21 protein-coding genes are annotated in these 21,289 nt (G+C 51.8%); 2 read left to right on the top strand and 19 right to left on the bottom strand.

The features are described from left to right. Window positions 1–130: 130 nt before the first annotated feature. The 4 genes from cooS to ACTQ3A_RS01520 form a co-directional block, all read right to left on the bottom strand. Entirely contained in the window at window positions 131–2,020 is a 1,890-nt protein-coding gene (cooS, locus tag ACTQ3A_RS01505; RefSeq protein WP_441099189.1) for an anaerobic carbon-monoxide dehydrogenase catalytic subunit, read from the bottom strand. A 188-nt stretch (window positions 2,021–2,208) separates the two neighbouring features. Then, a complete protein-coding gene (locus tag ACTQ3A_RS01510) occupies window positions 2,209–2,976 on the bottom strand; it encodes a nucleotide-binding protein (protein ID WP_441099190.1) in 768 nt (255 codons plus the stop codon). A gap of 91 nt (window positions 2,977–3,067) precedes the next feature. Next, on the bottom strand, window positions 3,068–3,250 hold the full coding sequence (locus tag ACTQ3A_RS01515) for a CooT family nickel-binding protein (protein WP_441099191.1): 183 nt from the start codon (window positions 3,248–3,250) through the stop codon (window positions 3,068–3,070). Between the two features lie 31 nt (window positions 3,251–3,281). Further along, window positions 3,282–3,638, bottom strand: a complete 357-nt coding sequence (locus tag ACTQ3A_RS01520) for a cobalt transporter (RefSeq protein WP_441474784.1) — start codon at window positions 3,636–3,638, stop codon at window positions 3,282–3,284. A gap of 807 nt (window positions 3,639–4,445) precedes the next feature. Between ACTQ3A_RS01520 and ACTQ3A_RS01525 the strand changes: the two genes are divergently transcribed. Beyond that, the gene (locus ACTQ3A_RS01525; protein ID WP_441493950.1) at window positions 4,446–5,312 is read left to right on the top strand and encodes an aldo/keto reductase; all 867 of its coding nucleotides are present in this window, start codon (window positions 4,446–4,448) and stop codon (window positions 5,310–5,312) included. Between the two features lie 24 nt (window positions 5,313–5,336). On the opposite strand, the gene ACTQ3A_RS01530 is transcribed toward ACTQ3A_RS01525, so the two are convergent. From ACTQ3A_RS01530 to ACTQ3A_RS01545, 4 genes are all read right to left on the bottom strand, one after another. Beyond that, the gene (locus ACTQ3A_RS01530; RefSeq protein WP_441099194.1) at window positions 5,337–6,344 is read right to left on the bottom strand and encodes an NAD(P)H-dependent glycerol-3-phosphate dehydrogenase; all 1,008 of its coding nucleotides are present in this window, start codon (window positions 6,342–6,344) and stop codon (window positions 5,337–5,339) included. 64 nt (window positions 6,345–6,408) lie between these two features. Continuing rightward, window positions 6,409–7,068: a glycerol-3-phosphate acyltransferase gene (locus ACTQ3A_RS01535; protein ID WP_441099195.1), complete on the bottom strand. Its 660-nt coding sequence runs from the start codon at window positions 7,066–7,068 to the stop codon at window positions 6,409–6,411. A gap of 3 nt (window positions 7,069–7,071) precedes the next feature. Next, entirely contained in the window at window positions 7,072–8,403 is a 1,332-nt protein-coding gene (gene der, locus ACTQ3A_RS01540; protein ID WP_441474788.1) for a ribosome biogenesis GTPase Der, read from the bottom strand. Continuing rightward, entirely contained in the window at window positions 8,357–9,751 is a 1,395-nt protein-coding gene (locus ACTQ3A_RS01545) for a DUF512 domain-containing protein (protein WP_441493951.1), read from the bottom strand. The genes der and ACTQ3A_RS01545 overlap by 47 nt, the downstream gene beginning before the upstream one ends. Before the next feature lie 208 nt (window positions 9,752–9,959). Between ACTQ3A_RS01545 and ACTQ3A_RS01550 the strand changes: the two genes are divergently transcribed. Beyond that, a complete protein-coding gene (locus ACTQ3A_RS01550) occupies window positions 9,960–11,129 on the top strand; it encodes a ribose-phosphate pyrophosphokinase (protein ID WP_441474790.1) in 1,170 nt (389 codons plus the stop codon). A gap of 292 nt (window positions 11,130–11,421) precedes the next feature. Here ACTQ3A_RS01550 and ACTQ3A_RS01555 read toward each other — a convergent pair whose 3' ends face one another. The 11 genes from ACTQ3A_RS01555 to rpsP all read right to left on the bottom strand — a co-directional run bounded on the left by ACTQ3A_RS01555 (window position 11,422) and on the right by rpsP (window position 21,185). Continuing rightward, window positions 11,422–11,799 carry a YraN family protein gene (locus tag ACTQ3A_RS01555; RefSeq protein ID WP_441485900.1) on the bottom strand — a complete coding sequence of 126 codons (378 nt, stop codon included), beginning with the start codon at window positions 11,797–11,799 and terminating at the stop codon, window positions 11,422–11,424. A gap of 566 nt (window positions 11,800–12,365) precedes the next feature. Continuing rightward, complete coding sequence (locus ACTQ3A_RS01560; RefSeq protein ID WP_441486074.1) at window positions 12,366–13,100, bottom strand: ribonuclease HII; 735 nt, start codon at window positions 13,098–13,100, stop codon at window positions 12,366–12,368. Window positions 13,101–13,140: 40 nt separating this feature from the next. Then, window positions 13,141–13,986, bottom strand: a complete 846-nt coding sequence (gene ylqF, locus ACTQ3A_RS01565; protein ID WP_441485901.1) for a ribosome biogenesis GTPase YlqF — start codon at window positions 13,984–13,986, stop codon at window positions 13,141–13,143. Between the two features lie 64 nt (window positions 13,987–14,050). Then, window positions 14,051–14,758, bottom strand: a complete 708-nt coding sequence (gene lepB / locus ACTQ3A_RS01570) for a signal peptidase I (protein ID WP_441485902.1) — start codon at window positions 14,756–14,758, stop codon at window positions 14,051–14,053. 504 nt (window positions 14,759–15,262) lie between these two features. After that, window positions 15,263–16,429, bottom strand: coding sequence for an iron-containing alcohol dehydrogenase (locus tag ACTQ3A_RS01575; protein ID WP_441099203.1), 1,167 nt, complete (start codon window positions 16,427–16,429; stop codon window positions 15,263–15,265). Window positions 16,430–16,514: 85 nt separating this feature from the next. Beyond that, window positions 16,515–16,862 (bottom strand): 50S ribosomal protein L19, encoded by a 348-nt coding sequence (gene rplS / locus ACTQ3A_RS01580; RefSeq protein ID WP_441099204.1) that lies wholly within the window; start codon window positions 16,860–16,862, stop codon window positions 16,515–16,517. A 117-nt stretch (window positions 16,863–16,979) separates the two neighbouring features. Then, window positions 16,980–18,143 (bottom strand): tRNA (guanosine(37)-N1)-methyltransferase TrmD, encoded by a 1,164-nt coding sequence (gene trmD / locus ACTQ3A_RS01585; RefSeq protein ID WP_441495223.1) that lies wholly within the window; start codon window positions 18,141–18,143, stop codon window positions 16,980–16,982. Between the two features lie 93 nt (window positions 18,144–18,236). After that, a complete protein-coding gene (locus ACTQ3A_RS01590) occupies window positions 18,237–19,793 on the bottom strand; it encodes a DUF4190 domain-containing protein (protein WP_441099206.1) in 1,557 nt (518 codons plus the stop codon). A 67-nt stretch (window positions 19,794–19,860) separates the two neighbouring features. Beyond that, window positions 19,861–20,373, bottom strand: coding sequence for a ribosome maturation factor RimM (gene rimM, locus ACTQ3A_RS01595; RefSeq protein ID WP_441099207.1), 513 nt, complete (start codon window positions 20,371–20,373; stop codon window positions 19,861–19,863). Window positions 20,374–20,681: 308 nt separating this feature from the next. Then, on the bottom strand, window positions 20,682–20,912 hold the full coding sequence (locus ACTQ3A_RS01600; RefSeq protein WP_441099208.1) for a KH domain-containing protein: 231 nt from the start codon (window positions 20,910–20,912) through the stop codon (window positions 20,682–20,684). Window positions 20,913–20,939: 27 nt separating this feature from the next. Beyond that, the gene (rpsP, locus tag ACTQ3A_RS01605) at window positions 20,940–21,185 is read right to left on the bottom strand and encodes a 30S ribosomal protein S16 (protein WP_441099209.1); all 246 of its coding nucleotides are present in this window, start codon (window positions 21,183–21,185) and stop codon (window positions 20,940–20,942) included. Window positions 21,186–21,289: the final 104 nt, after the last annotated feature.

Below are 21,289 nucleotides of genomic sequence, written 5' to 3' on the forward strand. Positions count from 1 at the left end.
ACAGCGGCGGACAGCCCCGGAACCTGCGAAGGTGCAGGTCACGAAGCGATCCGCAGCTGATACTTTTCTATGGCGTCCCGCATCCGGGTGCGCCGGCCTGCATTTGTAAATCTGTCTGTGCGGCTTTTGATCAGATTCCGAGTGCTTTTCTCTTCTCCTCGATTCTCTCGATCATCTCGTCACCGAGCTTATCGATATCCGGCTCGAAGGTATATGCAGCCTCAACCCAGTCGCGGATTCCACCGGTAAGAAGGTCGGTGATCTGATCCGATCCGGATACTCCAGGTTCAACTCCAAGGAAGGTATCAATTCCGGTAGCAACCACATAGTTTCCGATGGATACCGCCTTTTCGGACATCCATTCCGGAGCGCAGCCGACAACAGGAAGCTGAGAAATATTGCAGCCAGCCTGTTTTGCCAGATCCGATACCAATACGCACATACGGCTGATATCTACGCAGGATCCCATATGAAGAACCGGCGGGATATCTGCGAGTTCACAAACGGTTTTCAGACCGGTTCCGCAGATCTCCTTTGCCTCCTTATCCATGAGTCCGACTCTTGCAGCTGCCTGTGCCGAACATCCGGATGCGACAATCAGAATATCGTTCTCGATCAGCTTCTTCATCAGACCGATGTGAGCGGTATCCGGACGAACCCGCGGGTTATTGCAGCCGACCATCGCAACGCATCCGCGGATAACACCGGATGTGATGCAGTCAACCAGCGGCTGAAGCGTATCCAGCTCGTCCACCTGAGAGTTTGTAACCACGTTGAGCTGTTTCTTGATTGCTTCAACAGAATATCCGACGGTTGCCTTTGTCTTCAGCTGCGGGATATGTACAAGCTCCGGTTTTCTGTTCTTGAAGTTCTTCACAGCCGTCTCAACGATAAGCTTTGCCTGCTTATCCGCATCGTCTACATCAAACTCGATGAAATCGGAATCTGGCATTCTGGCAATCGGAGAAGTTGTGATGAACTTTGTGTGGAAGCATTTGGACAGGGGTCCAAGTGCCGGGAAGATACACTGAACATCAACGACAATCGCCTCGCAGGCTCCGGTCAGAACTACATTTTCCTGCTGCAGGAAGTTTCCTGCCATCGGGATTCCGCGGCGCATCGCAACCTCATTGGATGTGCAGCACACGCCGGATACGGTGATTCCCTTTGCGCCGACGCTCTTGGCGAGCTCGATCATCTCGGGATCTTCCGCATAGTCACAGACAAGCTCGGAAAGTGCCGGATCGTGTCCGTGTACAACGATATTTACGTTCTCCTCGACCATTACGCCAAGGTTCGCGCTTGTGTCAACCGGCTTCGGTGTTCCGAACAGAACATCGGAGAACTCGGTTCCGGCCATGGAACCGCCCCATCCGTCGGACATTCCGGCTCTCAGAGACTGACGGATCAGTGCCTCCGGCAGAGAGGAGTTGCCCATATGTGTCATATGCATGGAGCAGGAAATCTCACGGTCGATTGCTCTCGGCTCAATCTCCGCCTTGTGCCAGAGCTCTCTGGTGTGCTCCGGAGCTCTCGACAGCCATCTCTGCGTGCCGAATACCTTTCCGTACTCCTCCATTGCCATGTACGCAACCTCGTGAGCGAGGTCATAGATATCCTTTCCCTCAGTCTCAACGCCCCACTCCTTCGCGATACGGGTCAGTTTCTCAGGATCCTTCACGGTGTACGGGCCTTCCGGCTTTGTATTGTAAAGGGTGTAGCAGATGGAACGTCCGTGATCTGAATGGGTGGCAGCGCCTCCCGCTACAAAACGCAGGAAGTTTCTTCCAACAATTCCATGCGCGTCGCAGCCGCAGATTCCGCGAGGTGCCTTCGGTGTGATACGGCACGGTCCCATGCGGCAGATCCGGCAGCAGATTCCCTTCTCACCGAATCCGCAGTGCGGGGTCTGATTCTTCAGTCTGGCCTGATAGGAATCCGCTCCTACTTTTGCGCCAGTTTCCAATAATCTGTTGGTGGCCGCCTCGAGTTCTTCGATCGTATACGGTCTGAATGCCATGCTTTTGTCCTCCTCAAAAGTATAATGGTTTATTAAGTTAATTAAACAAAAATATAATCTATCTGCGGTCCCTCATCACAGAACCGCTCTGCCGCAGGCAGCAGAACCACTGCATCGCCTGTGCCAGCATTCGAAATGAAATACGTACCCGGCTTACGCCCCTCCGGTACGTTACCCGCATCCGGATCTCAGAGTCCCAGCTTTTTGACTGCCTCCATCAGAGCAGCTCTTACCGGTGAATCCTCCGGGAGATCAACAGATGGTTTTCCATCGCAATCGAACTCATACACGGTATCATCTGCCGGAACCACCGCGAGCAGCTCCAGGCCCTGCTTCTCGATTTCCTCTTTTGTGCCCTCATTGAGCTTTCCGTTCGGAGCACGGTTGACAATCAGTCCGATTCTCTCCGGATTCAGATGACACTCTGCAATCAGATCCTTGATCCTTCCGGCAGCCTGAACGCCTCTTCTGGAGCAGTCACTGACAAGAATTGCCGTCTCCATACTTGGAAGAATGCCCCTGCTGATATGTTCAAGTCCCGCCTCATTGTCCACTACAATGTAGGGATAGTTCGACTGAAGCTTCTGAAGCTGTGTCTGAAGCAGTCCGTTGACGTAGCAGTAGCATCCCTTCCCCTGAGTACGCCCCATGACCAGGAGGTCAAAATCATCCTCCTCTGTGAGCGCGCCCTGTAAACGGAACTGCGCGTACTCCGCCTTGCTCATTCCGGAGGGAAGCTTGCTTCCAAAATCCTCCGCATGATTGATCTCTTCACGAATCTCTCCGAGTGTCGGCGGTGCCTCGACTCCGAGAACTTCGTTAAGATTTGAATTTGCATCCGCATCCACCGCAAGCACGGGACCCTTCCCGCTCTTACAGAGATACTGTATTAATAATGCAGTCAGTGTCGTCTTTCCGACACCGCCCTTGCCTGCAACGGCAATCACATGCGCCATTGGCGATTACACCTCCTGTTTCCTTATCTGCATCTGCAGTAAAAAAGCTCTGCTGTCCTGTTCCCTGCTCATCCGGTCAGGGGAACTGTCATCAGTCGCAGACCAGCATAACCTTGCTCGCCGCAAGATCCACCCACTTGATTCTGCCCTGAATTCTTGTCTGTTCTCCAACAATATCTTCTACAATCACGAAATCACCGTCCACATCGATTCGTGCGGTGTTTTCCATGATTACGGTATTGTCGCTTTCCTTATATACGGTTGCGAGACACATTTCTATCAACTCCTTTGCTGTGTCTTCTGCGTCAATGCTCCTCTCCGGCCTTTTCCTTCAGGTGCTCCTTATAAAGCGTCAGAGCGATATTCAGATACATGTTGCCCTTCTGGTATTCGGTGACACCCTCTTTGATCTGTGCCGCGACGTCTGCCAGTCCCTGTTTCTCCAGTTCGCCGGCCATCTTCTCCGCTTCCGCGGCGTGCTGTGTGTTGTGCTGAACCATATAGTTCAATAAAGCAAATGTCTGATCCTTGCACTTCCCGCTTTCCGGTTCGCAGCTGCCGCATCCGGCATTGCAGGCTTCCGCATGGTCGTGATCATGGTGATCGTGATCATGTGCGCCGTGAGGAATCAGATTTCCATTTTCATCTCTTAAAATATGCATGAGAGACCTCCGCTGAAATGATCAATCGCTGAAAAAACAAGCATGATATTCTTTTCACAAGCACCTTGATTATATACTCACCCATGGAAAATATCAATAGAAGTCATTTGGCAAAGGGCTCGTTTTTTGTACAAAGTGAACGTAAAAAAACGTTTTCACAAAATTAACCTTCTCCTGAATCCGGATTTTTTTGTACAGGTATGCACAAGTCGTCCCGGCCGACAGGAGGAGCTTTTGTCTGTTGCCGCCACCATCCTCCCCAGGGGGTTCTCCAGTTCGAAAACTTGCACATTTTTGGCACGTCTTTTTAATGTAATCTGCACAATTCTTCCGCAGGGTATCAAAAAATTGTATTTTTTTGCAAACACAGCGCATACCTGTCCTTACGCCGCGGTGATGATTGCACTTTTCCATAATGTGTATTATGATAATAGCAATATTTTCCATCTGTACGGGGGATTAAACCGATGATCCTGTGCATTTTCCCCGCTTTCGGATCTCAGGTTTCCGGTAACATCTCTATTTTAAATGATTTCGGCCGTAATTTCCATACTTTTTCATGCATTCTGCTTATTATAACATTCATTGCTTCGTCAAGCGGCTGTGATCAATGTCATATCATCATTTTCGGTTTTTGAACCGGATGTTTAAAAATAACCGGAGCAATCGAAATCGCTTTACCTGGGATATCAAACGATAGGCTGGATATTTCAGATGACCTTAAATCGGGTATCAAAAGATAGTCGGAAGATTTTAGTTGACTTTAAATCAGAATATTTCAGATGTTTTAATGCGAGGTATCAGACTATGACCAAAGAATTTAAGAAGATAAATATCCCGTCTCACCCCTTGAACGACGGGAATTCCATCCCGCTGCTCGGACTCGGGGTTTACAAGACAACGGATGAAAAAGATATGCACACCGCCGTGGACGCTGCTTACCGCTGCGGCTATCGTCTGTTTGACACGGCTTCTGTCTACGGCAACGAAGAGCTTTTAGGAAATGCCATCCGGGACCTTGATATTCCGAGAGAGAAGATTTTTCTCACGTCGAAGGTCTGGAACAACGCCCAGCGGCTCGGAGACGTGTCGGGTGCCTTCCAGCGGACGCTGGACAGGCTCGGAACCGCTTATATCGATCTATACCTGATTCACTGGCCGGTTCCGGGATGTACCCGGCAGACCTGGAGGGAACTGATCCGCCTGAAGGAATCAGGACTTGCCCGATCCATCGGCGTGAGCAATTTTTCCCCGGCTCAGCTCGAATGTCTTGAGCAGGAAACCGGCGTTGTTCCGGTACTCAATCAAATAGAATGCCATCCCCTCTGGCGTCAGCGCGAAACCGTAAATTACTGCCAGAGCCACGGTATTCAGGTTCAGGCTTATGCGCCGCTCGCGCGCGGCGCATACAAGGACCGCGAGATTCTCATCAAGATCGGCGAAAAATACGGAAAAACGGCCGCCCAGACCGGTCTCCGGTGGCTGATACAGAGGGGCATCTCAGTGATTCCGAAATCCGTACACCCTTCCCGCATCGTGGAAAACGCGGACATCTTTGATTTTGCCCTCACAGAACCGGAGATGACCGCAATCGACGCGATGGATGAAGGGCTTCGCACCGCTCACATCCCTCAGGATCTTGTTGATACGGAATGGGCGGTTCTGACTGACTGACAGACGGATTGATTAAAGGATAACTTATTCGTCCCACTCTTCGATCTCATCTTTTCCGTCCCGCTGCATCAGCTCATTTACGGCGTCACGGGCGGGCTTTCCGTGAAAGAGCACTTCATTCACCTCATTCACGATCGGCATATCCACGTGATATTTCTCCGCGAGCATTTTTCCCGCCCTGGCAGAATATACGCCCTCGACCACCTGGTGCACTTCCTTCATCGCGGCTTCCATGGTATATCCCTGCCCCATCAGATAGCCCGCCTTCCGATTGCGGCTGTGCAGACTCGCGCAGGTTACGATCAGATCACCAATTCCGGACAGACCGTAGAGCGTTCTCATGTGAATGCCCATCGCGCCTCCAAGCCTTGCAAGTTCTGCGCTTCCTCTGGTGATCAGCGCCGCCTTTGTGTTGTCCCCGTATCCGAGCCCGTCCGCAATTCCCGCCGCAAGAGCCATCACGTTCTTCAATGCCGCCCCGAGCTGAATTCCCTTCATGTCCGAGCTTGTGTACACCCGGAATACCGGCGACATAAAGACGGACTGCACCCGGTTCGCGGTCTCTCTGCTGTGCGCCCCGGCGACAATAGCCGTCGGAAGGCCTCTTCCGACCTCCTCCGCGTGACTGGGGCCGGAAAGAACAGCCACATCCGCCTGCGGAATCTCCTGCTCAATGATCTCGCTCATTGTCATCAGAGAATTTTCCTCGATCCCCTTTGCCACACTGACGATCAGCAGTCCGGGCCGGACCAGTCCACTCATCTTGTGTGCCGTATTCCTCAGGGCAGGAGAAGGAACTGCCAGCACAATGAGATTCCTTCCGGCACAGGCCTCCCCGAGATCTGTCGTATACTCCACGGAATCCGGAAGAATCACACCCGGAAGTTTATCCGTGTTCTGATGATTCTTTTGATACATTTCCGTTTCTTCCGCGCGGTAGGACCAAAGGGTCAGCTCGTGACCATTATTGCATAAAAGCCAGGTAAGCGCGGTCCCCCAGCTTCCCGAACCAATCACACTGATTTTTGCCATCGATTCACCTCCCTAATATCTGCCGTGCCGCCACGGCCCCGCTGCAATGCGCGAGTCACCGTTATTATTTATCCGACGGATGGCGATGACTCAGATAAGTCTTCCTTTCGCACCCGGCCGCAAGCCTCTTGATATTGCCACGATGCTGGAAATACGCGAGTGCGGTGAGGATCGCCGTAAGCACACACATCTCCGTGAGCCGGGCTGTTGTCATCGAATATCTTCCCATTGCACAAAAAACGCAGAGAAATACCAGAAACTCCGTAGACAGTGACAGCGAGCTCAGAGACACATAGTGAGTCGCGAAAAAAATCGAAAAGAACAGCACCGTACCCACCAGTATCATCGGCCAGTCGCCAAAAGCGATGACCATTCCCGCCGTCGCAGCGATTCCCTTGCCCCCTCGAAAATCCATATAGAACGGATAGTCATGTCCGAGGATGACTCCGGCAGCTGTCCAGATCTTGAGAAGCGGGAAGAGCTCCGGGTATGAATTGCGGAAAATCAGCCAGGTAAGAATAACAGCAAGAATACACTTCATTACGTCCCCGGCCATCGTCATGAGACCGGCTTTCGTTCCGAGCGTGCGAAGCGCGTTAGTCGTTCCCGCGTTGCCGCTCCCCATCTTCCGGATGTCCACGCCCTTTGCTTTTCCGATGAAATAAGAGGTCTGAAACAGACCAAATCCGTATCCGATCAGCAGACTGCAAGCCCGTGCAAGCATCTCTCAGTTCTCCTCCTTGTCCTGTCTCTCCCTGATAATGAAACGGATCGCGGTTCCCTTAAAACCGAAGGCATCACGCACCCGGTTCTCCAGATATCTCTGATAAGAGAAATGCATCAGTTTCTTCTCATTCACAAAGATTACAAAGGTCGGCGGCTTCACCGCTACCTGTGTCATATAAAAAACTTTCAGCCTCCTTCCCTTATCTGACGGCGGCTGCTGCATGGCAAGAGCTTCGGTCAGGATGTCATTCAGAACACCGGTCTGCACACGAAGCGTCTGCGAATCCAAAATCTCATCGATGGTGTCAAAGAGCTTCGGAAGTCTCTGTCCGGTTTTGGCGGATATGAAGATAATCTCCGCGTAATAGGCAAAGGAGAGGGTATTTCTAACCTTGTTCGTAAACTCCTTCACGGATTTATCATCCTTCTCGACCGCATCCCACTTATTCACCGCGACAATCAGCCCTTTCCCTCTCTCGTGGGCGATTCCGGCAATCTTCGCGTCCTGCTCGGTGATTCCCTCCGTCGCGTCGATCACGACAACCGCGATATCACAGCGCTCCACCGCAGATACAGTCCGGATGATGCTGTACCGCTCCAGGTCCTCCTTTATCTTGCTCTTTCTCCGAAGACCCGCGGTATCAATGAAGGTATAATTCTTCCCGTTCCGGGAAATAACCGTGTCGATCGCATCTCTTGTGGTGCCTGCGATATCCGATACAATGACCCGGTTACCGCCGAGTAGTTTATTGATTATAGAGGACTTTCCGACATTCGGCTTCCCGACAACGGCAATTCTGGGATTCTCGTCCTCCTCCGGCGCCTCTGCTCCCTCTGGGAACTTCGAAATCACCGCATCGAGAAGATCCCCAAGTCCCTGCTTTCCTTCCGCAGAAATCGCATAAGGTTCTCCTATACCAAGGTTATAGAACTCATATACATCCATCTGCTGTGCCTTGAAGCTGTCCACCTTATTCACGGCAAGCACAATCGGCTTCCGGCTCTTGCGCAGCATGGTGGCAACCTGATAATCCGCGTCTGTCAGTCCCTGACGGACGTCGGTCATAAAAATGATCACATCAGCGGTGTCGATGGCGATCATCGCCTGTTCTCTCATCTGCGAGAGGATCACGTCGCTGCTGTCCGGCTCGATTCCACCGGTATCAATCATCGTAAACTCATGAGAGAGCCAGCTGACATCGGTATAGATCCGGTCCCTGGTCACTCCGGGCGTATCCTTCACAATGGAGATTCTCTCTCCTGCAAGAGCATTAAATAATGTAGACTTACCCACGTTCGGGCGTCCCACAACTGCTACGATCGGTTTGCTCATACATCTGTCTCCTTCTATGTGTACTGCCCTTCGTCTCTCCGAGAACCGCAAGGCAGAAATCCTTTCCCTCCGGATCCACCACAGTGACGGGAACCTTTAGTTCCATTATAACCTGTTCAACCGTGATGTCATCCAGAAAAACATTTTCCCCGGAACGAAGCATATTGCAGGGAATCAAAAGCTCCTCCCCGAGTTCTTTTCCCTTCAGCTGACGAATCAGATCCGTCCCTGTGACAAGTCCGGACACAGTGATTCTCTCGCCGAAAAAGTCATTCCGGATTGGTACGATCCGGACGCAGACCTGCGGATATTTCTCCCGGATCAGTCCGCACAGCTTTCGAATGGTATCGGCAGGAAGCTGTCCCGTCGCAATCGTCAGGTTCCGTGTCCTGTCATCTCCGCTGCGTTCCCGCAGCTCCTCTCTCACCTCTGTCTCCAGAAGCCTCAGCATGCCGACACCATTTTCCAGCTGAAGATAGCCGTCATACCGCTCCTCCTCCGGAATGTCCCTGCCCGCCAGAAGATACCACTCGTCCGACGCATGCACAAAATGCACTCCGTACTTAGGGTACAGCTTTTTCTGCCAGCTTTCGATATGGTCAATTACCTTCGCCGCATCATCTCCATTGAACGGCTCGAGGGGGTACAGACCGTCCCGGAACCTGGAAAGTCCTACCGGCACAACCGAAAGGCTCCGGAGCGCAGGCAGGTATCCGGTGAGATCCCGGATGGTCCGTTCCAGCTCCTCCCCGTCATTCAGGCCTTTACAGAGAACGATCTGCCCGTTAATCTCGATCCCGGCGTCCGCCAGCCTCTTCACCTTCGGAAAAACATCTCCCGCAAACCGGTTGTGAAGCATCTTCCTGCGGAGTTCCGGATTCGTGGTCTGAAACGAAATATTGATGGGTTCCATCCGGTAGCGGATAATCCGGTCTATATCGCTGTCGCTCATGTTTGTCAGCGTGACATAGTTGCCCTGAAGGAAGGACAATCTGGAATCGTCATCCTTGAAATAGAGCGTATCTCGCATTCCCTTCGGCATCTGGTCAATGAAGCAGAAAACGCAGTGGTTGCTGCAGGATTTGTAGTCATCCATCAGCCCGTTTTCAAACTCCACACCAAGGTCCTCATCCGGATCCTTCTCGATTTCCAGTTCCCATTCTTCGCCGGATTTCTTCTTTTTCAGCAGGACCACAATATAACTGTCATTCACCAAAAACCGGTAGTCAAAAATATCCTCAATATCGTTTCCATTGATCTTCAGAATCTCATCGCCGGGCTCCATTTCCATTTCCTCGGCAATGCTTCCGGGTTCGATTTTTCTTATAATATGTGCAGTCTTTCCCATTTTCCATCCTCCGATCATCCTACAAATCATAACAAATCCGCTCTGAAAAAGCAACTTGACCGCGGAAGCAGGCATTGACACCCCTTTTTTTCAATGCTAATATGTGTCGTGTACGCCCGTGCGAATTCATTATCTGCTATAGCGGAGCCGTTTTTTACGCGAATTTCCGGGCATCCCGTTGTGAAAAAACATTATACCGGAGGCTTTCATGGCTAATACAAAATATCTGGTGAATGCATCTGCAGTCGCTCCTCTCAAGCTGATCGCTCTGCCCGGATGCGAAGAAATGGCTAAGACCATCAACAAGTATCTGATCCAGTTCCGGCAGGAGATCTCTGCCCAGAACACCGCAAAGAAGGACACCTATGGATATGCCACAGACAATTACATCATCGACGTGAACCTTCCCCGTTTCGGAAGCGGCGAGGGCAAGGGTGTCATCAATGAGTCCGTACGGGGCGTTGACCTTTTCATCCTCGTTGATGTATGCAATTACAGCGTCACCTACAGCGAGTTCGGAAACATCAACCACATGAGCCCCGATGACCATTTCCAGAACCTCAAGCGCGTCATCGCCGCGGCAAACGGAAAGGCACACAGAATCAGCGTCATGATGCCGTTCCTGTACGAAGGCCGCCAGCACAAGAGAACCGGAAGGGAATCCCTCGACTGCGCGCTTGCTCTGCAGGAGCTCGTGGATTACGGCGTAACCAATATTCTGACCTTTGACGCCCACGACCCGCGCGTTATGAACTCCATTCCGCTTCACGGCTTTGATAATTTCTTCCCGACCTATCAGTTCCTGAAGGCACTGCTGAAGACAGAATCGGATATCCAGATTTCAAATGACCACCTGATGATTATCTCCCCGGATGAGGGAGCCATGTCCCGTGCCATCTATTTCTCCAATGTGCTCGGAGTTGACATGGGCATGTTCTACAAGCGCCGTGATTATTCCCGAATCGTCAATGGCAAGAACCCCATCGTCGCCCACGAATTCCTCGGCGACTCGGTAGAGGGCAAGGACTGCATCGTCATCGACGATATGATTTCCTCCGGCGGCAGCATGCTCGATGTCGCGACACAGCTGAAAAACCGCGGTGCCCGCAACGTATATGTCTGCTGCACCTTCGGCCTGTTCACAGACGGACTGGCCAAATTTGATGAATACTACGAAAAGGGAATGATCAAGAAGGTCATCACCACTAACCTGATCTACCAGACACCGGAACTGCTCTCCCGCCCGTGGTATTCCACCGCGAAGATGGGCAAGTACATGGCCAGCATCATTGATACGCTGAACCACGACGTATCCATCAATAAGGTGCGTGACAACACCCTGAAGATCAATAAGCTTCTCAAGCAGCATGGATGCTGATTCAGATTTCGTCTGATACTGCCGTACAATTCATTTTGTACGGCAGTATTTTTTTACGCGAACAGTGAGCCGCAGCCGAATGTGAAGTATTCGTGTGCGGCGAGCGTCGCGATAGCGAGATAAAACTCGCGCAGCGTGTTTTATCTCGTTGAGCCGCATCTCAATACCACCTATCTATGCCGGCTCTCATTATTGCATCTCCAGGCCATCTTCATGCGGCTATTTTAAGAACCTTTGCCGGCAGCAATCCAGGCTTTCATCATTGCATCTCCGAGCCATCTTCATGCCCCTTTCAATAACGCCTCTGCGCCTCATACTCAAATGCACTGACATGGTGCCTCAGCCTGTCACCCTCGATCGCTATCACATCAAACCGGCACGGCATATCCGGAGAAATCCGGTACTGCATCCGGAAGTAATCTGCCGCCCGGCTGATTCTTCTTCTTTTATTTTCATTGACTGCCTCCTCGGGCAGTCCGACGGCGCCGTTTCTTCTGTATTTCACCTCTACGAAAACAAGAGTTCTCTGTTCCTTCGTTTCATCCCTCGCGATCAGGTCAATCTCCCCCGTGCGGCACCGGAAATTCTGGCGGAGAATCAGATAGCCCTTATCCTCCAGATACCTCGCCGCCAGCGTTTCATACCTGGATCCTGTTTTCCTCTTATTCACTTTTTTCCTCCAATCCATCCGCTCGAAACCAAACAAGCAGTCTTTTCCGCTTGAAATTACAATGTGCCCGGTCGTTAATATTTTCGTTTGATAATATGGTGCGTCGGGTCGTTACTTATATTTTCGTTTTATTATATGGTGCGCCGGGTCGTTACATGTATTTTCGTTTTATATATATAGCGCTGGGTCGTTACATGTATTTTCGTTTTATTAATGGTGCGCTGGGTCGTTACATGTATTTTCGTTTTATTATCAGAAACAAGGGAAATTGCCCCCGGAATCGGGGATCAGAATAATCAGGGCTTTTCCTGCCCCAGATGTGCAAAACTGACGGTACAAGAACCGACAGACAAACGTATTAGATTCTTGCTTTTCTCCAACCGGCCATTTTGTGAAGAGCGGCGATTTTAGATAATTCTTGTTTTTCTCCGCCCGACAGTTTTGTGAAGGGCGACGATTTTGGGAATGCAATGCAGCATGTAAAAGACGGATGGATTTTTCACACGTCGCCAGAAAGAAAAACTGAATTCACATGTAAAAAACGGGAAATGCGAAAACGCGCCTTATCAGACGTCAACAAAATGGCCGATAAATGTTCTCCGGTGAATCGGACAGGGCCCGTATTCCTTCAGCGCCGCAATATGCTCCGCCGTTCCGTACCCCTTGTTCTTTGCGAACCGGTATTCCGGAAATCTCCGGTCATACTCCTCCATGAGATGGTCTCTGGTAACTTTCGCCATGATGCTGGCCGCAGCAATGCTCTGGCTCTTCGCGTCTCCCTTTACAATGGAGACCTGTCTGAACGCCAGATCCGGAATATGAACCGCATCCACCAGGAGCAGATCCGGACTTACCCCGAGCTTTCCGACTGCCATCCGCATCGCCTCATATGTTGCCTGAAGGATGTTGATCTCATCGATCCTCTCCGGAGAAGCCGTTCCGATCCCGATCGCAATGGCTTCCCGCGAAATCACCTCAAACAGCTCCTCACGCCTTTTCTCGGAGAGCTTCTTGGAATCATTGATATAGCGGATCCGGATCTCCTTCGGAAGAATCACGGCTCCTGCCATCACCGGCCCGGCAAGAGGTCCTCTTCCCACCTCGTCGATCCCGCAGATCAGTTCACAGTCCGGATATTTTTTTTCAAACTCACAGAGAGCCTCTACCCGCTCCATTTCCTTCCGAAGCTTTGCCTCCCGCTTTAATTCCGCTTCCTCTTTCTTCGTCATATCTGATATACGGTCCTTTCTTCTTACGGCCTCAGCATACCTGATTGCATTATTGCCGCCTGACCTCCCCATCGCCACAGCAAAGGCTTTAAAGAGAAATTTAATAAAAGCATCAAGCTTCGGGGATCTCCAGCGTTACTCTCCCGAGAGCGCCTCTGCGGAATTCATCCAGCAGGATAGCCGCCGCCTTTTCGTATGATACCTGATTTCCGACCGACAGGCATTTCCTGTTTACCGCGATATTCTCCAGAATCTTTACCGGTTCTTCCGATTCGGAGACGCCATACCTTGCCTCCAGCATGCCCGGATATTCCGCTGTCAGATAGCGGATCAGTTCCAGTGAAAGTTCCTCGGTCTGCACCACATCATCACTGACGGAGCCGATAAATGCCAGGCGCACCCCGGCCTTCGGATCGTCAAACCGCGGCCACAGAATGCCCGGGGTATCAAGCAGATCAAGCTCCTTACTCAGATGAATCCACTGCTTTCCCTTGGTGACACCGGGTTTATTGCCTGTCTTTGCCGAAGCTCTTCCGGCCATGGAATTGATAAAGGTCGATTTCCCGACATTCGGTATGCCCACAACCATCGCTTTGATCGTGCGGTTCCGGATCCCCCGGCGCCGGTCTCTTTCTATTTTCTCTCTGCACGCCTCACGGATCAGCGGCTGGATCTGCTTCAAGGTTCCTCTGTTTCTCGAATCCGCCAGCAGGACCTGGGCTCCCTGCTGCTGATAATATTCCATCCACAGCCTGTTCCTTTTCTCATCCGCAAGGTCCGCCTTGTTGAGTACAATCAGCCTCGATTTCTGTGCGCCCATGCTGCGAATATCCGGGTTCCGGCCGGAATAAGGAATTCTCGCATCGATCAGCTCAATGATGATATCAATCAGTTTCAGATCCTCCTGCATCTGACGTTTTGCCTTCGTCATATGTCCCGGATACCACTGTATTTCCATTCAACTCCTCCTGCAAATGATTCTTCCTGCCGCCTTCACGAGGCGGCAGATGTGTGAGGCTCTCTCACTTCAGAACCGAAAGCTTTCGAAACGGCAGCACACGGAGCCACAGCTTCCCCACGATCTCCGATTCCGCAATATTCCCGACCGCGTCATAACGGCTGTCTTCGCTCCCGTTGCGGTTGTCTCCGAGCACGAAATACTCATCCGCATCAAGAGTGACTGGTTCTGATGCCACACCCGGATCAACGATTGAGGCAAAGTCATCTTTCATCGCCGTCCCGTTAATCAGTATCCTTCCATCGCTGATCTGAACCGTCTCTCCGGGCAGTCCCACGATCCTCTTGATCCGCAGCCCCTCCCCATACCTTCCGTTCCCCGAACGAAAAACAATAATATCTCCGCGCTTCGGCCGGCTCAGCCGGTATGCCGCCTCATTAATCAGACAGGTCTGTCCCGCTGACAACGTCGGTTCCATCGATCCCTCGTTGATCACAATCGCATGGCAGAATGCCTGTGCAAACAGAAACGCCAGAATCAGCGCACAGCCTGCCGCAGCGCACCATCCTCCGATCCGGAATCCACGGGAATGCTGGTACGCCTTCTTCACCCCTTTCCGGCTCTCCTGAACACCCGGATCCTCCGGTTTATCGGTCTCCCGTTCCGCATCGCGCCGGAGCGCCGCCTCTGCCTGTCGGCGTTCCAGTGCCTGCTGTTCCACCGTTTTCACACCGGCCGGCGTCTCCTGCCGTTTTCTTTTCATTCTCCCCATAACTTCCGCTCCCCGTCCATTGTAAACTGTATTGCTAAATCATACCACATAAGCCGTAAAATCGCCACGACCGATTCACGCAAAAAAGAGATCCTCCTTCCGCCGCCGTGGGAACTGTCCACAGCAAAGACCGATGGTCCCGCAGAAGAAAAATCTCTTTACTGTATAAGCTCTTCGAAAACGCAGACAGGATCGTCACGCGCGAAGCGTGTGTAAGAGACTGGATGCGATTTCGAAGGCAACAGGTATGAGCACGAAGTGACGCGCAAGCGGCACGAAAGTGCAAATGCCTGTAGGATTGCGCAAGTGCGAAGCACGGAGCAATCCGTAGCTTATACAGTGTGTGGCATGATGTATCGTATGGGTGTTTGCCGTATTCTCCGCAAACCCCTTGATCTGGCAAGAAAACAGGAGTCGGCAAGGGGAATTCGCACCTGTTTCACTGTACAACGGCTATCCGAAAGCTAACCTGTCCGAAAGCTGACCGATCTGAAGGCAGTTCCATCAAAAGGCAGCCTGGTAAATCTCTACAATATCCCTTCTGGTAAGCGGTACGAAGCTTCCCACGCTCTTCCTGGCCGCCTTCGCCGCCATCGTCTCGAAATTCTCCGTGCTGTCGATTCCGACCGCGCGGAGATTGGAGGGAAGTCCCATGGTCTCGAAAAGAAATGTCCGCGTCTTCGCGATCGCGTCCTTTGCGATTTTCGCCTCATCCTCACCGGAAAGCCCCCATACATTTCTGCCATATTCCGCAAAATTCCGGACAACAGACGGATCCTTTCCGAGAACGAATTCCATCCAGACCGGAGTGAGAATGGCAAGTCCCTCTCCATGTGTGATGTCATAAAAAGCTGACAGCTCATGCTCCATCGGATGAACACACCATGTCGGCTTGCTGCCGTCTGAGATCAGTCCGTTGATCGCGTGACTTGCCGCCCACATCAGATTTGCACGCGCATCGTAGTTATCCGGCTCCTTCAAAGCAACCGGGCCATATTTGATCATGGTCTTCAGAAGGCCCTCCGCGAATCTCTGCTGGACGTCGCATCCGGGTTCCTTTGTAAAATAGTTCTCGAAAGTGTGGCTCATCATGTCAGCGGTTCCTGCCGCGGTCTGCCTGCGGGAGACGGAATAGGTATATTCCGGATCAAGAATGGGCATCGTCGGTTTCATCGCTTCAGCGCATGTTCCCCACTTCTCATTCTTTGTCATATCCGAGATAACCGCAAACTTATCCATCTCAGAACCGGTCGCGGCGATCGTCAGAACGGAGAAAATCGGAAGAGCCCCGGTAATCTTCGACGGATCAAGTACCAGATCCCAGGCATCGCCGTCGTACGCAGCTCCAGCGGCCACAGCCTTCGCACAATCAATCGTACTTCCGCCGCCGATCGCAAGAACCATGTCGATCTGCTCTTTTTTGCAGAGATCAACGCCCTTACGCACCGTCTCAATTCTGGGATTTGGCTCAACCCCCGAAAGCTCCATCACCGTAAGCCCCGCATCGTTCATGATCTTCATCGCCGTGTCATAGATTCCGTTCCGCTTGATACTCCCGCCGCCATAGACGAGCAGAACCTTTGATCCATAATCGGAAAGCTCTGACAGATGAGAGATCTGTCCCTTTCCAAAATAAATTGTTGTGGGAATACTGAATCTGAAATTGTACATTTTGCCACCTTTCCCGGAATTATTCACATCCGATAAAACAAAAAGAAGGCTCCCTTTCGGGGCCTCCTTGTCCGTCTGAAATGAATTATTTAACCAGCGCTTTAACCTTTGCGGCTTTACCGGAACGACCTCTGAGGTAGTTCAGCTTTGCACGTCTAACCTTACCCTGGCGAACAACCTCCACCTTCTCTACAAGCGGAGAATGAAGCGGCCATGTCTTCTCAACGCCAATGCCGTTGGAAGTCTTGCGAACCGTGAATGTAGCGCGGTTGCTTCCACCCTGCTTCTTCAGTACGACACCCTCGAATACCTGAATTCTCTCACGGTTTCCCTCTTTGATCTTGCCGTAAACCTTAACGGTATCGCCAACGCGGAACTGCGGAACGTCCTTCTTCAGCTGCTCTTCTTCGATCTTCTTGATAATCTCGTTCATTTCTATCTCTCCTTGATACTATATAAAATGGATGTTCATACCACCGATAAACGTGACAGCGGACCATCATCCGGGACTTGCTCACCTGTCCACAGACTTTGACATTATACCTTATGCTCAGTGGAAATGCAAGACTTTTTCCCTGATATCCAGCGCGGCATTACGAAGAAGCGAATCCCCGCCGAACACCGCAGGGCTGACCCGGGCAATTACACGGAATTTGCGGTTTTCGAGGAAGGCCGAAGCCTTCTCGATCTCGTCATCGCTGCCAACGAGAACCGCCGGTGTCTCTGAACCGTACAGGCCGCGGAACCGCTCCGCAAACGGAACGGACGGGTCATAACGGACGGCGGTCTTCCCCTCCGCAGAGGCTGTCTTCTCCTCTCCCGCAGCTCCCGGAATCGCCGCAGGCTTCGCCTTCTCCACCCCTGCCGCTCCGGGCATCTCCGCAGGAAATGCGCTGTCCTCTCCCGCAGCCCCCGGCATTACCAGAAGCAGCAGGTTCCACGGTTTCATGCGAAGAAGCGTTTTCTGCAGCTTCCGTCGGTTATAATCCATGTATTCCCCGTAACGGGATACAGATTCCGTCAGAAGACGTCCATTTTCCGCCGCCCCCGGTTCTCCATAGCTCACGCAGATCACGCGATAGCTGTTCTTCAAAAGATCCGGACGGCGCTCCTTTGTACGTTTCAGAGATTCCTCATGTCTCCACTCCTCGATCTTCAGATGATCGCCGGACAGCAGAATCGGAGGAACACTCTGCTGATGCCACACCTCCGGTCTCGTGTACTGAGGATATTCAAGCAGATTGTCCTGCAGAGATTCGAACTGCGAGGATTCCTCATTTGAAAGTACACCGGGCACAAATCGGGACACCGCGTCAATCAGAACCAGGGCTCCCAGTTCTCCTCCTGTCAGCACATAGTCGCCGATCGAAATATAATCGGTCACCGTTTCCTGGAGAACACGCTCATCGATCCCCTCATAATGACCGCAAAGGATGACCAGATCTTTTTCCTGCGCAAGCGATTCCACTTTTGTCTGGTCCAGCACCCGCGCCTGCGGGGTCATATAGACCACCCTCGGCTTCCGTCCGATCCTTGCCTCAACGGATTTCACCGCGCGGAATACCGGTTCCGGCTCCATCACCATCCCCGCGCCTCCCCCATAGGGATAATCGTCCACGCGCATGGTCTTTCTCGTAGAAAAATCACGGATATTCACAGTGTCTACACGGATGCTGCCGTTCTTGATGGCGCGTCCGGTGATGCTCGTTCCCACGGCATTCTGTATCATTTCCGGAAACAAAGTCAATACATAAAAATTCAAGCTGCATACCTCGTGAAGGGATTCTTCTCAGTGTCTTCTCCAGTCTCACATACGGAACATCGCTGCCGCCTGACCGGCGGATGAGGAAGCAGCTCCCTGCAGCTGCTTCAGATAATCCTCAATCTGTTTCATGAACGCAGGATCCCGCATCAGCCTGAAGACCTCGATAAAGGCAATCAGATAGACGATAAACAGCACGATACACATAATCAGCGCCGCTATTGCCATCCCCCTTCCCCTGTATGCCCTCGGATTTTTCCGGATCTGGTTCAGTGCGACAATTGCAAAGAAAATGCCGAGCACCGATGGGATACAGTACAGGCTGTTCAGAAAGATCGAAATGACCGCGAGTACCATTGCCGCAACCGCAAAGCTGTTGTTCCTGATCGGATATCCGGGACCATAACCCTGTCCGTAAGAACCATTTCCCTGGTTTCCGGACCAGCCTCCATTTGAATTGCTGCTGTTCCAGCTGGTATTCTGTTCATTATTCCAGCCGCTGTTCGAACTGCTGCTATTCCACCCGCCGTTCGAACTGCCGTTGTTCCAGCCACTATCTGCTTTCCCACTGTTCCAGCCGTTTCCGGAATTTCCTCCGTTTGAACCACTTCCGTTCCAGCCGCCCGCATTTTCGCTGTTCTCAGAACTGTCACGGTTATTTTTCCAATTTCCGGCAGACGGACCATCATGCCAGGCACCATTTTCCCAGTACCTGCCGTTACCGGATCCCGTCCTTTCCCGATTACTGCTCTCACCGGAATTCAGATCCGAGATGGGATGCCATTTTCCCTGGAACCAGTAGCCTCCGGGCTGCTCAGAATGTTCTTCACCGCTTCTGTTCCGGAACACATCCGTGTGATTCCCGGAACTTTCCGCATTCCCAAATCCGCCGTCTCCGCCGCCGTTTCTGGCCTCTGCCTTCTTCCGGTCAGCCTCTTCCGGATCCCAAGGAATGTCGATCTTGTCCTCGGAATCAGCCTTATCCCATATAACGCCGTGACCCGCCGCAGCCATGGCGATCTTCTGCTCTTCCTGTGTGCCGGCTTCCGCTTTCGCCGTCTCCGCGTCAGTCGCAGCCGGTGTCGCATTCTGTTCTTCCCGCACGCCGGCTTCCGTTTTCGCCGTCTCCGCGTCAGTCGCAGCCGATGCCGCATTCTGTTCTTCCCGCACGTCGGATTCTGTTTTCGCCGTCTCCGAATCAGTCGCAGCCGATGCCGCATTCTGTTCTTCCCGCACTTCGGATTCTGTTTTCGCTGTCTCCGCGTCAGTCGCGGTCGATGCCGCATTCTGTTCTTTATGGTCAATATCTTCCGCTTCCGGAAAATCCGCGGCTCCCAAAGCTCCTGCTGTTTTCTCCTGCTCTGCCGTTTTCTCCTGCTCTTCCGGTGTATCCAGAGCCGCGGGTGTCTTTGTGTCCCCGGATTTATTTACTTCCGCGTCCGTTCCGGCGCTGCGCTCTTCGGAAGGCGTCTCCGATGATCCCCGTGGTATTTCAGGTGAACTCCCGGAAATCGTATCCGGTTTACCGACCGGCCAGCCGCAGTTATTGCACGCCTTTGCGTCATCCGGCAGTTCCGCGCCACAATGTATGCATTTTTTCAATTCGTGTATACCTCTCTTCTCAATCGAGATAACACGCTCTGCGCGGGTTGCATCTCGATTACCACTCTTACCCGTCGATCAGACCGGGAAGCAGATGGACCGTCATCTCGCCCTTTTCGACGTTAACATTCATAATACACGCTTTAATTGCGGGAATCAACACTTCGCCGTGCTCCTGCGTCTCAACCGCATAGACATCGTTGGCCCCGGTCTCTATAACGTCCTTGAGCGTTCCAAAGATCTGCCCGTCCTCCGTCCGGACTGTCATTCCAATCACATCCGCAACGTAGTACTCATTTTCCTTCAGCGGCACTCCCTTTTCCCGGGGAATCATCACATCCCACGAGCGGTATTTCACCGCGTCATCCATGGATCCGATCCCTTCCAGTTTCAGTATGACAAGATTCTTGAAAAATCTGACGCCAAGGATCTGATGGGTCTCCGACTGTCTTCCGTTTGTCAGAATCACCTCATCCAGATCAAGGAACCGCTCAGGGTCGTCCGTCGTCGGAAATACCTTCATCTCCCCGCGGACACCGTGCGTCGTCGTCACCGCACCGATTTTCAGAAATTTTTCCATATTGTTTGCCCCTTATCTCCTGTACATCTGTTCCGGTCAGCGCCGCACGCAGACCATCTGTCAGCATTTCCACCTTGATATTTTGTGAACTATCAGAGCGTTCTTTATTCGTCCAGACCAATCGATATATTGAGTACGGCTTTACAGAGTGCCATCTTGTACCAATAATTGGTTTGTTTATTTTTGAACGTTCTACTATCTTTATATAAAAAGAGCCGCCGATCAAGCAGCATCAGCCCTAGAGAGATGCTCCTTAAACGACTGCTCTTATGAATCATTTATCCGTCACCGCAAGCTGCTCATGCGATTTACTCGATGATCTCGACTGTCACCTTTTTGTCAATCCGGGTAGAGGCGGTCTTCACAACGGATCGGATTGCCTTCGCAATTCTTCCCTGCCGTCCGATGACCTTGCCCATGTCCGCCGCTGCGACCTTGAGTTCAATTCGAAGGTCGCTGCCGTCTTCAATCTCCGTGACAACCACTTCATCGGGATTATCTACAAGAGCTTTGGCGATTACTTCAACCAGCTCTTTCACAAAAATCCACCTCCGGCTTGAATATGATTACTTCTGGATACCGGCGAGCTTAAAGATCTTCTCGACAACTGCAGTCGGCTGAGCGCCGTTCTTCAGCCACTTCTGAGCAGCTTCCTCATCCACCTTGTAAACGCTCGGATCCTTGGTCGGATCGTAGGTGCCGATTTCCTCAATGAATCTGCCATCTCTCGGAGACTTCGCATCTGCTACCACGATTCTATAGAAAGGTGCCTTCTTCTGTCCCATTCTCTTCAGACGAATTTTAACTGCCATTGTTCTTTTCCTCCATAATAAAAATAATTGTATATAATGTGATTTGTAATCTGTAAGGTATCTCTCCTCTGATTACTTCTATGAGAACAATCTTCCCTCTTTCG

Origin of the sequence: Bilifractor sp. LCP21S3_F8 (assembly GCF_052117805.1) — a bacterium.
Lineage (GTDB): Bacteria > Bacillota > Clostridia > Lachnospirales > Lachnospiraceae > Bilifractor.